General features: G+C 62.0%; 12 protein-coding genes. 6 read left to right on the forward strand and 6 right to left on the reverse strand.

The features are described 5' to 3' along the window. The first annotated feature begins 15 nt into the window (after window positions 1-15). The 3 genes from aceA (at window position 16) to ACFWXH_RS21600 (ending at window position 2,345) form a co-directional block, all read left to right on the forward strand. Window positions 16-1,305: an isocitrate lyase gene (aceA, locus tag ACFWXH_RS21590; protein WP_054310187.1), complete on the forward strand. Its 1,290-nt coding sequence runs from the start codon at window positions 16-18 to the stop codon at window positions 1,303-1,305. A gap of 91 nt (window positions 1,306-1,396) precedes the next feature. Beyond that, window positions 1,397-1,639 carry a hypothetical protein gene (locus ACFWXH_RS21595; protein ID WP_024926069.1) on the forward strand — a complete coding sequence of 81 codons (243 nt, stop codon included), beginning with the start codon at window positions 1,397-1,399 and terminating at the stop codon, window positions 1,637-1,639. Window positions 1,640-1,916: 277 nt separating this feature from the next. Then, window positions 1,917-2,345, forward strand: a complete 429-nt coding sequence (locus ACFWXH_RS21600) for a hypothetical protein (protein WP_054310243.1) — start codon at window positions 1,917-1,919, stop codon at window positions 2,343-2,345. Window positions 2,346-2,397: 52 nt separating this feature from the next. Here the strand turns inward: ACFWXH_RS21600 and ACFWXH_RS21605 are convergent, their stop codons facing one another. Further along, window positions 2,398-3,126 carry an HAD family hydrolase gene (locus tag ACFWXH_RS21605; RefSeq protein WP_379123411.1) on the reverse strand — a complete coding sequence of 243 codons (729 nt, stop codon included), beginning with the start codon at window positions 3,124-3,126 and terminating at the stop codon, window positions 2,398-2,400. A gap of 140 nt (window positions 3,127-3,266) precedes the next feature. Between ACFWXH_RS21605 and ACFWXH_RS21610 the strand changes: the two genes are divergently transcribed. Together ACFWXH_RS21610 and ACFWXH_RS21615 are read left to right on the forward strand one after the other, a co-directional pair. Further along, window positions 3,267-4,700: a glutamine synthetase family protein gene (locus ACFWXH_RS21610; RefSeq protein WP_054310188.1), complete on the forward strand. Its 1,434-nt coding sequence runs from the start codon at window positions 3,267-3,269 to the stop codon at window positions 4,698-4,700. Between the two features lie 122 nt (window positions 4,701-4,822). Then, the gene (locus tag ACFWXH_RS21615; protein ID WP_379123412.1) at window positions 4,823-6,109 is read left to right on the forward strand and encodes an NAD(P)/FAD-dependent oxidoreductase; all 1,287 of its coding nucleotides are present in this window, start codon (window positions 4,823-4,825) and stop codon (window positions 6,107-6,109) included. An 18-nt stretch (window positions 6,110-6,127) separates the two neighbouring features. On the opposite strand, the gene ACFWXH_RS21620 is transcribed toward ACFWXH_RS21615, so the two are convergent. Genes ACFWXH_RS21620 through ACFWXH_RS21630 form a run of 3 tightly spaced genes read right to left on the reverse strand, consistent with a single transcriptional unit; the run spans window position 6,128 to window position 8,679 of the window. Further along, window positions 6,128-7,585, reverse strand: coding sequence for a sensor histidine kinase (locus ACFWXH_RS21620; protein ID WP_379123413.1), 1,458 nt, complete (start codon window positions 7,583-7,585; stop codon window positions 6,128-6,130). Continuing rightward, on the reverse strand, window positions 7,582-8,256 hold the full coding sequence (locus tag ACFWXH_RS21625) for a response regulator transcription factor (RefSeq protein ID WP_054310192.1): 675 nt from the start codon (window positions 8,254-8,256) through the stop codon (window positions 7,582-7,584). Before ACFWXH_RS21625 ends, ACFWXH_RS21620 begins: the two co-directional genes overlap by 4 nt. A gap of 39 nt (window positions 8,257-8,295) precedes the next feature. Further along, window positions 8,296-8,679 carry a hypothetical protein gene (locus ACFWXH_RS21630; protein WP_379123414.1) on the reverse strand — a complete coding sequence of 128 codons (384 nt, stop codon included), beginning with the start codon at window positions 8,677-8,679 and terminating at the stop codon, window positions 8,296-8,298. A 489-nt stretch (window positions 8,680-9,168) separates the two neighbouring features. Here ACFWXH_RS21630 and ACFWXH_RS21635 point away from each other — a divergent pair, with 489 nt between their 5' ends. Continuing rightward, window positions 9,169-10,005: an SH3 domain-containing protein gene (locus ACFWXH_RS21635; RefSeq protein WP_379123415.1), complete on the forward strand. Its 837-nt coding sequence runs from the start codon at window positions 9,169-9,171 to the stop codon at window positions 10,003-10,005. Window positions 10,006-10,046: 41 nt separating this feature from the next. On the opposite strand, the gene ACFWXH_RS21640 is transcribed toward ACFWXH_RS21635, so the two are convergent. Together ACFWXH_RS21640 and ACFWXH_RS21645 are read right to left on the reverse strand one after the other, a co-directional pair. After that, window positions 10,047-10,793 (reverse strand): SDR family oxidoreductase, encoded by a 747-nt coding sequence (locus tag ACFWXH_RS21640; protein ID WP_379123416.1) that lies wholly within the window; start codon window positions 10,791-10,793, stop codon window positions 10,047-10,049. Window positions 10,794-10,976: 183 nt separating this feature from the next. Continuing rightward, window positions 10,977-12,452 (reverse strand): aldehyde dehydrogenase family protein, encoded by a 1,476-nt coding sequence (locus tag ACFWXH_RS21645; protein WP_379123417.1) that lies wholly within the window; start codon window positions 12,450-12,452, stop codon window positions 10,977-10,979. Window positions 12,453-12,620 lie beyond the last annotated feature (168 nt).

A 12,620-nucleotide genomic window follows, 5' to 3' on the forward strand; every position in this document is an offset into this window, starting at 1 on the left:
CAAGCGGAGCAGACAATGACCGATTTTTACAACCTCGTCCCCTCGGCCGCAGAAGGCCGGTTCGACGGCGTCGAACGGCCCTATTCGCCGGAGGATGTAAAGCGGCTGCGCGGCTCCGTGCAGATCAAGTACAGCCTTGCCGAGATGGGCGCGAACCGCCTGTGGAAGCTCATCCAGGAGGAAGACTTCGTCAACGCGCTCGGCGCGCTCTCCGGCAACCAGGCCATGCAGATGGTCCGTGCCGGCCTCAAGGCGATCTATCTGTCGGGTTGGCAGGTCGCGGCGGATGCCAATACAGCTTCCGCCATGTATCCGGACCAGTCGCTCTACCCGGCGAACGCGGCACCGGAACTGGCCAAGCGCATCAACCGCACGCTGCAGCGCGCCGACCAGATCGAGACCTCCGAAGGCAAGGGCCTTTCGGTCGATACCTGGTTCGCGCCGATCGTCGCCGACGCTGAGGCCGGCTTCGGCGGGCCATTGAATGCCTTCGAGATCATGAAGGCCTTCATCGAAGCCGGCGCCGCGGGCGTCCACTTCGAGGATCAGCTGGCATCGGAAAAGAAATGCGGCCATCTCGGCGGCAAGGTGTTGATCCCGACCGCCGCGCATATCCGCAACCTGAACGCTGCACGGCTTGCCGCCGACGTGATGGGCGTGCCGACACTGATCGTCGCCCGTACCGACGCCGAGGCTGCCAAGCTGCTCACCTCCGACATCGACGAGCGCGACCAGCCCTTCGTCGACAAGGATGCCGGTCGTACCGTGGAAGGCTTCTACCAGGTGAAGAACGGCATCGAGCCCTGCATCGCCCGTGCCATCGCCTACGCGCCGCATTGCGACCTGATCTGGATGGAGACCGGCAAGCCGGACCTCGCCCAGGCCAGGAAGTTCGCAGAAGCCGTGCACAAGGCGCATCCGGGCAAGAAGCTGGCCTATAACTGCTCGCCGTCGTTCAACTGGAAGAAGAACCTCGACGACGCCACGATCGCCAAGTTCCAGCGCGAACTGGGTGCGATGGGCTACAAGTTCCAGTTCATCACGCTGGCTGGCTTCCACCAGCTCAACTTCGGCATGTTCGAACTGGCTCGCGGCTACAAGGATCGCCAGATGGCTGCCTATTCGGAGCTGCAGGAAGCGGAATTCGCGGCCGAGGCCAACGGCTACACCGCAACCAAGCACCAGCGCGAAGTCGGCACCGGCTATTTCGATGCCGTCTCGATGGCGATCACCGGCGGCAAGTCATCGACGACAGCCATGCACGACTCGACCGAGCACGAACAGTTCCGCCCGGCCGCCGAGTAAGCCCGACCGCATATCATCCCCGGCGCGGACGTGCCGGGGCGGCAACAGAGGAACCGCCGAGAAGGCGAAGGAACATTCGAGGAGAATAACGATGGCACCGCGTACCCGTGTCAAGGAAAGAGCCGAAGAACAGGCCACCACCATGAGTGCCGACCAGCAGGCGGTGATCCGGATCGTGGCCAACGATCTGCACCGCCTCAACCAGTCGGTCATGAAGGCGGTCGAGGCGGGCGTTTCGGTCGAACTGGTTCGTTCGGCCCGCCATCATGGCGGCGACGGCAACTGGGGTGATCTTTTGATCCCGGTGATCGTCACGCAGCAAAGTCACGGCTGACGAAAGTCAATACTTACCAAATAAAAGCAAAAAACCGCCCTGCGGACAGCCGCGGGGCGGTTTTTTGTTTTGCGGGTGCTTTTATCGGACGATCGCCTGCGACTTTAGTTGCATGGCTGCCACTAATATTATTGTGATCCGCAAACGGGCCGGCTAGTACAGCCGCACGCTTGACATAGGCGATGGCCTCAACCCATTGTCCGGCGTGAGTACAACCTAGCATTGAATTATGGACAAACAGCGCAAGCCCATTTTTCTGAGACACGACGAGAACGACATGACGGTTGCTGACGAAACCCCACCAGCACGTGACGGACCCAGGCTGGACTTCAGCAAGGTGCTGGTCGTGAGCCGGTCTCCGATCAACCGTATCGTCGTCTCAAGGATCATCGAGCAAAGCGGACTGAAGGCGATCGCGGAATCGCCCGAGACGGCCCCGGCGGCGTTGACGGATGTCATTCCCGGAGCCGTAATTCTGGATGGGGGGCCCGAAAACGGTGACTGCGATACGGTGCTTTCAGGTGTTGCGGCAATTCGCGGAATGATCGGCAGGTCGGCGCCTTGCATCGTCTTCCTTTCCAACCGCACAGGCACGATCGACAGCCTTGCCTTGCCGCGCGCGGTGGATTTCGTGGTGGCCAAGCCGATCACGCCCGATCGGCTGCAGCAGATCATCGATCGCCTTAAGAGCGGCACCAGGACGTAGCGCCGGCCGCTACGCACTTTTCCTGGAATACACCAGGAGGCGGCGGACAGCCTCAGATCTTGCCGGAAACCGAGCCGATATCCGAAAGCAGCCCCGGCAATTCGCCGAGATGGCCGATCTCGCGAAAACGCGACGCGCCTGTCGGTGCTTCCACGTGCTCGATCACCCAGGTCAGTTCGTGCGGCACGAAGACGCCCCAACTGCCTGCCTCGATTGCCGGGACGACGTCCGATTTCAGCGAATTGCCGACCATCATCGCATGCTCGGCACCGTCGCCATGGCGCGCGAAGATGCGTTCATAGGTCGGGCGCGACTTGTCGGACACGATTTCGACGGCCTGGAAGAAGTCGCCGAGGCCGGATTGGGCGAGCTTGCGTTCCTGATCGAACAAATCGCCCTTGGTGATCAGCACCAGGCGGTAGCGCCCGGCCAGCGCCTCCAGCGTGTCGTGCACATGCGGTAGCGTCTCGATCGGATGGCTCAGCATCTCGCGCCCGGCAGCCAGGATCCTGCCGATGACTTCGCTCGGTACCTTCCCACCGGTGACATCGATCGCCGTTTCGATCATCGACAGCGTGAAGCCCTTGATGCCGAAACCGTAGGTGCCGAGATTGCGTCTTTCAGCCTCCAGAAGCCGTTCCAGAAGATGCTCCTTTTCGGCGTGCTCGGAGAGCAGCTCGGCGAAATGGCGCTCGGTCAGCCGGAAGAACTGTTCGTTCTGCCAGAGCGTGTCGTCGGCATCGAAACCGATGATGGTCAGGGTGTTCGTCGACGTGGTCATGCGGAGCATCTAGGGCGAAAAACAGCCCAAAACCAGCGCTTTGGAACGCATGTGCCAGCAAAAACGCCCATGATCCCCCCTTTTCTTCCCTCCGAGGGCACGGCTATACTCGGCAATCTGCAACCACAATCTGGTGATTGATGCCGCCTGCCAAGAAGGAAGTCCGTCCGTCGAGCCGGGGGACGCGAACCCGCGCGCCTGCCTTTCTGAAAAACCTCAGGGGAGTGAAGAGCTTCAAGGAGGCGAGCATCTGGCTGGAATCGCGTGGTATCGAAGACATCGAATGCATCACGCCGGACCAGGCCGGCGTCGCCCGCGGCAAGATGATGCCGTCTTCCAAATTCACCTCGAACACCTCGCTGGCGCTGCCTTCCGCACCCTTCATGATGACGATCTCCGGACAATATCCGGAAGACGGCAACGGCTTCGAATATCCGGAAGACGATGGTGACCTGAAGCTTGTGCCCGACCTTTCGACGCTGACCGTCGTGCCTTGGGAGGAAGACCCCACCGCTGCCGTCATTTGCGACCTTGTTCATCAGGACGGCCGCGCGGTCGAATTCACGCCACGCAACGTGCTGAAGCGCGTGGTCGCCGCCTATGACCGGCATGGCTTGCGGCCCGTCGTCGCGCCGGAGATCGAGTTCTATCTGGTGCGCAAGAACCCGGACCCGGACTATCCGCTGACCCCGCCGGTCGGCCGCTCGGGCCGGCCGATCGCCGGCGGTTCGGGTTATTCGATCGCCGGCGTCAACGAATATGACGAACTGATCGATGACATCTATCATTTCTCGGAAGCTCAGGGCCTCGAAATCGATACGCTGATCCACGAGGAAGGCGCCGGTCAGCTCGAGATCAACCTGCGCCATGGCGACCCCATCGAACTGGCCGACCAGGTCTTCCTGTTCAAGCGCACCTTGCGCGAAGCGGCGCTGAAGCACGACGTCTACGCCACCTTCATGGCCAAGCCCATCCAGGGTCAGCCGGGTTCGGCCATGCATATCCACCAGTCGATCGTCGACAAGAAGACCGGCAGGAACATCTTCTCGGCGGAAGACGGCACCGAGACGGAGGCCTTCTTCCATTTCATCGGCGGCATGCAAAAGCACGTGCCGAATGCGCTGGTCATGTTCGCACCCTACGTCAACTCCTACAGGCGCCTCACGCAGGCGGCATCCGCCCCGGTCAACAACAAATGGGGCTACGACAACCGCACCACGGCTTTCCGCGTGCCGCGTTCGGACCCCAATGCGCGCCGCGTTGAAAACCGCATCCCGTCGTCGGACGCCAACCCATATCTGGCGCTCGCCGCATCGCTTGCCTGCGGCCTGATCGGCATCAACAACAAGGTGCCGGCCGAACCGCCGGTGCTGACCACCGCCAACGAGGATGAGATCGACCTGCCGCGCGGCCTGCTCGAAGCCGTCGATCTTTTCGAGAGCGACGAGGAACTGGCCGCCATGCTCGGCCGCCCATTCGCAGCCACCTATGCGGCGATCAAGCGTGCGGAATTCGAGACCTTCATGGAAGTGATCAGTCCATGGGAGCGGGAGTATCTGTTGCTGAATGTCTAGGGAGTGAATAGCGAATAGTGAGTAGCAAATAGTGGCTACCGGCCACTAACGTCTTCCAGCTATTCGCTATTTCCACACCTCGCCCTGATCCCCACTCACTATTCGCTACTCACTATTCGCTCATGAAATACCAATCCCCCGTCTCCCCCGGCCGTTCCTGGTATGAAGACAGCGCCGGGCCGCGTCCTGAGTATCCTTCGCTGGACGGCGACCGGCAGGCCGACGTCGTCATCATAGGCGGTGGCTTCACCGGCCTTTCGGCCGCCGTGCATCTGGCCAAGGCCGGCAGCAATGTCGTGCTGATCGAAAGCCATCGTTTCGGCGATGGCGCATCTGGCCGCAATGGCGGCCAGATGGGCACCGGCCAGCGTGCCTGGGCCGAAGAGATGGAGAGCGAATATGGCTTTACCCGAGCCAAGGCGCTGTTCGATCTCGCCGAAGAAGCCAAGGCGCATCTTCTCGAATTCTCTTCGGCAAACGGCATCGAGATCGACTACATGCCCGGCCAGCTGTCGGTGGCGCACAAGCAGCGCTACGTCGATGACTACAAGGCGCATGCCGAGATCATGGCGACGCGCTTCGACTATCCGCACATCAAATTCATGGACGCCAGGGAAACCGGCGAGCGGCTGGGCTCCACGCTTTATTACGGCGGCAGCCGCGACACAGGCACCGGCCATATCCATCCGCTGAAACTGGTGATCGGCACGGCGCGTGTAGCCGCCGCTGCCGGTGCGAATATCTTCGAAAAGACACCGGCCACCGGCATCTCGGCGCAAGGCGGCAAGGTGAAGGTGACGACGGCACGCGGCACCATCACGGCCGACAAGTGCCTGGTTGCCGCCAACGCCTACGGTGGCAATCTGGAACCCGTCAGCGCATCCCATATCATGCCGATCGGTTCGTTCATCGGTGCCACCGTGCCGTTGGGCGACGAGCTGAAGGTGCTGCCGGGTGGCGAGTCGGTCGATGATTCCCGTTTCGTGGTGCGTTATTTCCGCAAATCGAAAGACAACCGGCTGCTGTTCGGCGGGCGCGAGGTCTATGCCGTCAACGATCCGAAGGACATCCACATCCACATCCGCAAGCAGATCGCCGAAATCTATCCGGCCCTGAAAGATATCGAGATCACGCATGGCTGGGGCGGCTATGTCGGCATCACCGTGCCGCGCAAGCCCTTCGTGCGCGAGGTGATGCCGAATGTCATCTCCGTCGGCGGCTATTCCGGCCACGGCGTCATGCTGTCGAACTTCTTCGGCAAGCTCTATGCCGAGACGGTGGCGGGCAATCGCGATCGGCTGAAATTGATCGAGGACCTGAAGATACCGCCATTTCCCGGAGGACGTCGCTTCCGCGCGCCGCTCCTGTTCCTGGCACTCAACTGGTTCGCGCTGCGCGACCGGATCTAGAGCAGCAAACCCGGCCCGCTAGGCACTCCTGGCCTTCGGTCCGACAGCATTCGCCAAAGGCAACTGCAAACGGACACGCGTGCCTTTCCAGGCGCCGTCGATGATTTCGATGCTGCCGCCATGCAGGCGCGCGATCTCGCGGGCAAGGTTAAGACCCAGGCCCGCGCCGGTCGAACGCGGGCGCAGCCGGTAGAATGGGTCGAACACGCGTTCGCGCTCTTCCGGGGGAATGCCCGGCCCCTCGTCTTGGATCTCCAGCCCGCCCTTATCGTCGACCAGAACGGTGATGGTGCCCGAACCGCCGCCGTGCTCGATGGCGTTACGTAGAAGATTGGCCACGGCTCGTTCGATCTGCTGCGGCCGAACGCTGACCAGAACCCTGCCCTCGGCCGGTTCGAACGACAGTTCGTAGCCGGCCTCCAGCGCCAGCGGCGCGAAATCGACGGCAAGCGTCCTTGCCAGAGCAACCAGATCGACCACTTCGCGCGGACCGGCCGAATGGTCGAGCACCTGTCGATCCAACAATTGCTGAGCCAGATGCGACAAGCGCTCGATATCCTTCAAAAGGCGCCGGCTCTCCGGATCCTCGCGCAACAGTTCTGCACGCGTGCGCAATATGGCGATCGGCGTGCGCAGTTCGTGCGCCGCATCCGTAAGGAAACGATTACGCTTCTCGTAGCCTTCGCCCAGCCTGGCAAGCGCACGGTTGAAGGCCTGCACCAGCGGCGCAACCTCCTGCGGCACCCGTTCGGTCGGCAATTGCACGGCACGATTGTCGATGTCGATGGCGCTGGCTTCATCGGCAGTGGCGACGAGCCCGGCGAGCGAGCGGCGTACGACTGCAGGTGTCGTCACCAGTGTGGTGAAGCCCATCACGATGAAGATCGGCAACAGCATGACGATGGTAAGGATGACCAGGATCGGCCCCACGCGCAGCCAGTTGGTGGTGCCGTCGGGATTGCGGGCGAGCTCGATCTGCAGGTCGATATTGACCTCGACACCGTCGTTCTCGTCCCGGGAGGACAGGGTGGAGGCGAGCACGCCGACGCGGCCGGCCGGCGTATCCAGATTGGCATAGGAGGCAGCCGGACGCAGATCGTTCTGTGCGAAATCCAGAGCAGCGCGATCTATGTTCTTGAGCAACCCGTCGCCGCCACCGGCGTAAACCGGAGGAACGTTGCCCTGCCGCAGTTCCTGACCTGCCTGGTCACGCACCACGAACCAGAGGTTCGGAAAACTCCGACGGAAATTGTTGAGCTCCTCTGTATCCCTGAGCACAAGCTGCCCATTGCCGTCGCGGCTGAGCGCCTTGCCGACGACGACAGCCGCCTCTTCATTGTCGACCAGAAGGCGCGGCTGCGCGATGAAGAACACCAAGGTGAGTAGGCCGAGGAAGACAAGCAGCATGGCCGCCTGCAGCAGGATAAGCCTGCGCACCAGCACCCATTGCAGCGAACGCGGACGCGGCTTCTTCATGTCACGGCGCGCAGAAGATAGCCGAGATTGCGGATCGCTCTTATCTCGACCCCCGCATTGACCTCATCGAGCTTGCGCCGCAGCCGGGAAAGATGGGAATCCAGCGCATTGGAGCCGATTTCGTCATCCATGGCGTAGACCGATTCCTCCAACGTCGAGCGCAGCACCGCCCGGCCAGGACGACGGATCAGGGCTTCCAGCGCCAGCTGTTCGCGGCGCAGCAATTCCAGCGGCTTGTCGCCGACCAGCGCCTCGCGATGGCGAAAATCATAGGTCAGCCGGCCAACCGCGACGAGGTCAGAACGCAAGACCGCCGGACGGCGCTGCAAGGCGCGCAGCCGCGCCATCAGTTCCTCCACGGCGAAGGGCTTGGCCAGATAATCGTCGGCGCCGCCGTCAAGGCCGGCGACACGGTCGTCCAGCCCGCCGAGTGCCGTCAGCATCAGGATCGGCGCGTCGACGCGGCTGGCTCTCAGCTTCGGGATCAGGTCGAGCCCCTCGCCATCGGGCAAACGGCGGTCGAGGACGAGCGCATCATAAGGGCCGAAGGCGGCAGCGGCTTCGGCATCCGCGATGGTCGCGACATGATCGACAATGACATGCCGACGCTCCAGCGCCGTCTTCAGCACCGAAGCCATCTCCGGCTCGTCTTCGAGCAGCAGAATTCGCATTGTCCTTCGCCCACAGATTGCCGCCGAGGCGGCTTTCCCTCACTCGCACTCAAGCTTCGGCTTGCGGAAGCTGGTCACATACCAGCCCTTCCCCCAGCGGCGCGCGTAAAATGTGTAGAAACACTCCTGTTCCTCGACATAACCCGGCGTCACCGTCTCTTCGTAGCGCGTGCCACGCCGGGTGTCCTTGATCTCGCCGCTGGTCGATCCCGGAACGACGCTGGTCGAGACTTTGCGCCACTGATAGGCGCGCTCGTCGCGGCTCAGCTCGAGCACGGTGGAGGGCGGCCCATAATCGACGATGACTTCCTCGACCGGCCGGCCGACATAGTTCTTCATGATGTCGGAAGCGCAGCCGACAAGAAAGATCGCCGCGGCAAATGCCGCGACGCAGCATGCGGCACGAATGTTATGAGAAGGCATGATGGATCCCGTGTAGTGTCCCTGCTCCGCTGCTAACCTCGCTAGATTACCCGGACATTGCAGGAAAAGACGGGACAATCACCCGGCGCCTAACGGCGATTTGGGATATCCAACTGATTCGCCAGACGCCCCTTTATAGTAAGTCACCACTTACAAAATCCTTGCAAAAAGCATTTTTACGAGCCGCGACAATAAAATTTGCGCATAAGTTTTGTTCGAATGGTTGTCGTTTAAGCTTGAAAGGCGCATAGATGCCACAATCGTCTGCAAGATGATCCAGACTGGGCATTGTGAAACTAGAGCTTCGCATTGGCCGGAGGGATTTCGGGACCGACGCTGATCATGGCGCTGCCCTTGATCGAAGAACGTCGGCCGTGTTCAGGGGTAACCAGAACCTCAGATGCTCAAGTTGGTCCAGTTCTGTTTCGCGGACGGCGGGACCGTCGACACCATAAGCGATCGGGCCCAAAGCGGTCAGCGGAGGCCGCGTTGAAAAGGCCGCTCGGTTTCCGAGCACCCAGGCCGCACCGCATCTCGATGCAGTTCGGCTACAATACACGGCCGTCCTTCTGGCAGAAAGTGCAGGCGCAATCTCATCTGGTGATTGCCGCCGTTGGCACGGTGGCGCTGCTCAGCGTCGCCGGCACAGCGCTATGGCTGGCGCTGCCGTCGGGCGAGCGACAAGCTTTCGCCAAGCATCCTGTCACCGCGGAAGCTTCTGCCTCCGAACAGAGCCCTGAACCGGCGCAGGTTGCGGAACAAAAGCCAGAGGCAGATCCCACACCGGCGGCAGCCGCGGCCAAGGGCCCACAGGTCAAGCCGGCCTCCGTGCAAACGGCAGCTGCCAGCGCCGAGCTTTCCAAGAGCGACCCACGCTGGACCAACCCGGACGGCACGCCAAAACCGCAGACGACCGCGGCGATCCAGGAAGCTGCCAAGGCCGTGGCGGTCGCCAAGCCCGGTCAAGACGACCCGGATGCGACCGAACAAGCCTATGCGGAACCGGAAAACGGGAGTTCCCCGGCCGACGCGGCAATAGTCGATCCGCCGGTGCCGCAGGCAAAGCCGGACAAGGCCGCGACCGCGGGCATCCCGGTTGTGGAAGAACCGGAAAAGAATGCAGAGCCGGCCAAGGCAAGCGGCAACGGGACTATCCTGCGCTCGGTGACGATGCGTTCAGGTCCCAAGAAAGGCGCCGGCGTCATCACCACGGTGCCAGCCAAGTCCAGCGTCGACGTGATCTCCTGCGGCAAGCACAGATGGTGCGAGATCGTCTACCAGAACAAGCGCGGCTGGATCTACCAAGGTTTCCTCAACCGCGGATGACGGCGTTCCTTCTCCCCTTGAGGGAGAAGGAAAGGACCGCCTCAAATACACCTTCCTCCATCCACCTCCAGCGCCACGCCGGTGATGAATTCGGCTTCGTCGGAGGCCAGCCATAGCGCGGCGTTGGCGATGTCGAGCGGTGTCGACAGTCGCCCGAGCGGAATGGAGGCACGGAACTTCGCACGCAGTTCAGGTGTGTCCTCGCCCATGAACTGAGCCAGCATTCCGGTTTCTCCGGCGACAGGGCAGAGACAATTGACGCGGATGTTCTTCGGCGCAAGTTCGACAGCCATCGATTTGGTGGCGGTGATCGCCCAGCCCTTCGAGGCGTTGTACCAGGTCAGCCCCGGACGTGGCCGCAAGCCCGCCGTGGAGGCCGTGGTCAGGATGACGCCGCCACCCTGCCGCTCCATGATCGGCACCACCGCAACGGCGGCGTGATAGATCGCTTTCATGTTGACGGCGGTGATCAGGTCGAAAGTGGCCTCGTCCACCGCCAGCATGTCGCCGTTGCGATGCGTGTAGCCTGCGTTGTTGACCATGATGTCGACGCGGCCAAATGTGTTCTTGGCGGCATAGACCATCTCCTCGACTTCCGAGCGGCTGGAAACATCGCTGGCAACGGCAATTGCCGAAGAACCGATCTCGGCGGCGACACGCTCGGCCCCCTTGCCGTTCAGGTCGGCCACCACCACCTTGGCCCCCTCCTCGGCAAAGCGCTTGGCCATGCCTTCGCCGAATCCGGAAGCAGCGCCGGTGATGATCGCAACCTTGTCCTTCAAACGCATCTTTTGTCCTTATGCAGAAATTCCCGTCAGCGGGAGATGGCCGCCCCCTGCAACCGCCGATACTAGAGCGTTTCCGTTTTTCACGGAAACGCGGAAACGCTCTAACTTTTTGTTTTTACGCAATTCCGGACGCAAAACCGCTACGCACTTTTGCTGGAATTGCTCTGAAGCGCAGAACGCGCTTTAGCCATGATTGAACACGACCGTCTTTGTCGCCGACATGTCGTAGAGCGCCTCGAAGCCCTTCTCGCGGCCGTGGCCGGAACGCTTGAACCCACCGAAAGGCAGCTCGATGCCACCGCCGGCGCCGTAACCGTTGACGAACACCTGGCCGGAGCGCACGCGTTTGGCCAGACGGTGTTGGCGTGCGCCGTCCCTGGTCCAGATGCCGGCGACAAGGCCGAATTCCGTGCCGTTTGCGAGCTTCACCGCCTCGTCCTCACTGTCGAAGGCAAACAAAGTGAGCACCGGGCCGAACACCTCTTCCTGCGCGATGGTGGAAGCGGGATCGACGGAGCCGAACAGCGCAGGCGCGAAATAATAACCGCTGGCCGGCGCATCCTTGGCAATCGAACCCCGCGCCAGCACAGGAATGCCGGCCTTCTCGGCATCCGCCACCATGCCGGCGACGCGCGTCTGCTGACGCGGATTGATCAGCGCACCGAGATCGAGATCGGCATCGTGCGGACCGGCGACCAGTTTCGAGAAACGTTCGGCGAGAGCCTCGGCGACCTCGTCATAGACCGGCCGTTCCACCAGCACGCGGCTGCCGGCCGAGCAGGTCTGCCCGCCGTTCTGGATGATGGCGTTGACCAGCACAGGCAATGCCTTTTCCAGGTCCGCATCGGCAAATACCAGTTGCGGCGACTTGCCGCCGAGTTCCATGGTCACGCCGCGATTGTTCATCGCCGCCGCCTGTTGGATCGCTGTGCCGGTGGCCGGCGAGCCGGTGAAGGTGACGTAGTCGACATCGGGATGGCCCGACAAAAGCGCGCCCGCCTCGCGGCCATAGCCGGTGATGACATTGAAGACACCTTCCGGAATACCAGCTTCCAGCGCCAACTCGGCCATGCGGATGGCGGTCAGCGAGGCATCCTCGGCCGGCTTCACCACCAGCGTGTTGCCCATGGCAAGCGCGGCTCCGGCGACGCGTGCCAGGATCTGCAAGGGGTAATTCCATGGAATGATGCCGGCGACCACACCATGCGGCTCGCGCAGTGTCAGTGCAGTGTAACCATCCAGGAAGGGAATGGTGTCGCCATGGATCTTATCGGCGGCGCCGCCGTAGAATTCATAATAACGCATGGTGGCGGTAACATCCGCCTTGCCCTGGCGTGCCGGCTTGCCGGTGTCGCGTGATTCCAGTGCGGCGAGTTCGGCGCCGTGTTTCTCCACCAGATGGGACAGTCGGGTCAGACAGCGGCCGCGTTCCACCGCTGGCATTTTCGCCCAGGGGCCGTCCTCGAACGCGTGGCGTGCGCTTGCCACCGCCAGATCGACATCGGCCTGGCCTGAGGCCGGGATGGATGCGAAAACCTGGCCGTCCGAAGGAGAGGCGACATCGATGCGCAGGCCCGAAACGGCATCAAGCGCCTTGCCGCCGATGATCTGGCGAAAGCTGCGGCCTTCCGCAACCGTGCTCGAAAGATGTCCGTCCATCCTGAATTCTCCCGTGGTCTTCCGGCCAATGCGCCCCAGAGCAATTCCAGGAAAAGTGTGTAGCGGTTTTCCGTCCGGAATTGCGTTAAAACAAATAGCTAGGGCGTTTCCGTGAAAAACGGAAACGCTCTAGTCGGCAAACATGATAGCCGCGGCACTATTGCGCAA

This window comes from Mesorhizobium sp. NPDC059054 (assembly GCF_042739215.1).
Classification (GTDB): Bacteria; Pseudomonadota; Alphaproteobacteria; order Rhizobiales; family Rhizobiaceae; genus Mesorhizobium.

Coding starts and splice junctions, on each gene's coding strand:
- aceA (WP_054310187.1), top strand. CDS start 16: ATGACCGATTTTTACAACCTCGTCCCCTCGGCCGCAGAAGGCCGGTTC.
- ACFWXH_RS21595 (WP_024926069.1), top strand. CDS start 1,397: ATGGCACCGCGTACCCGTGTCAAGGAAAGAGCCGAAGAACAGGCCACC.
- ACFWXH_RS21600 (WP_054310243.1), top strand. CDS start 1,917: ATGACGGTTGCTGACGAAACCCCACCAGCACGTGACGGACCCAGGCTG.
- ACFWXH_RS21605 (WP_379123411.1), bottom strand. CDS start 3,126: ATGACCACGTCGACGAACACCCTGACCATCATCGGTTTCGATGCCGAC.
- ACFWXH_RS21610 (WP_054310188.1), top strand. CDS start 3,267: ATGCCGCCTGCCAAGAAGGAAGTCCGTCCGTCGAGCCGGGGGACGCGA.
- ACFWXH_RS21615 (WP_379123412.1), top strand. CDS start 4,823: ATGAAATACCAATCCCCCGTCTCCCCCGGCCGTTCCTGGTATGAAGAC.
- ACFWXH_RS21620 (WP_379123413.1), bottom strand. CDS start 7,585: ATGAAGAAGCCGCGTCCGCGTTCGCTGCAATGGGTGCTGGTGCGCAGG.
- ACFWXH_RS21625 (WP_054310192.1), bottom strand. CDS start 8,256: ATGCGAATTCTGCTGCTCGAAGACGAGCCGGAGATGGCTTCGGTGCTG.
- ACFWXH_RS21630 (WP_379123414.1), bottom strand. CDS start 8,679: ATGCCTTCTCATAACATTCGTGCCGCATGCTGCGTCGCGGCATTTGCC.
- ACFWXH_RS21640 (WP_379123416.1), bottom strand. CDS start 10,793: ATGCGTTTGAAGGACAAGGTTGCGATCATCACCGGCGCTGCTTCCGGA.
- ACFWXH_RS21645 (WP_379123417.1), bottom strand. CDS start 12,452: ATGGACGGACATCTTTCGAGCACGGTTGCGGAAGGCCGCAGCTTTCGC.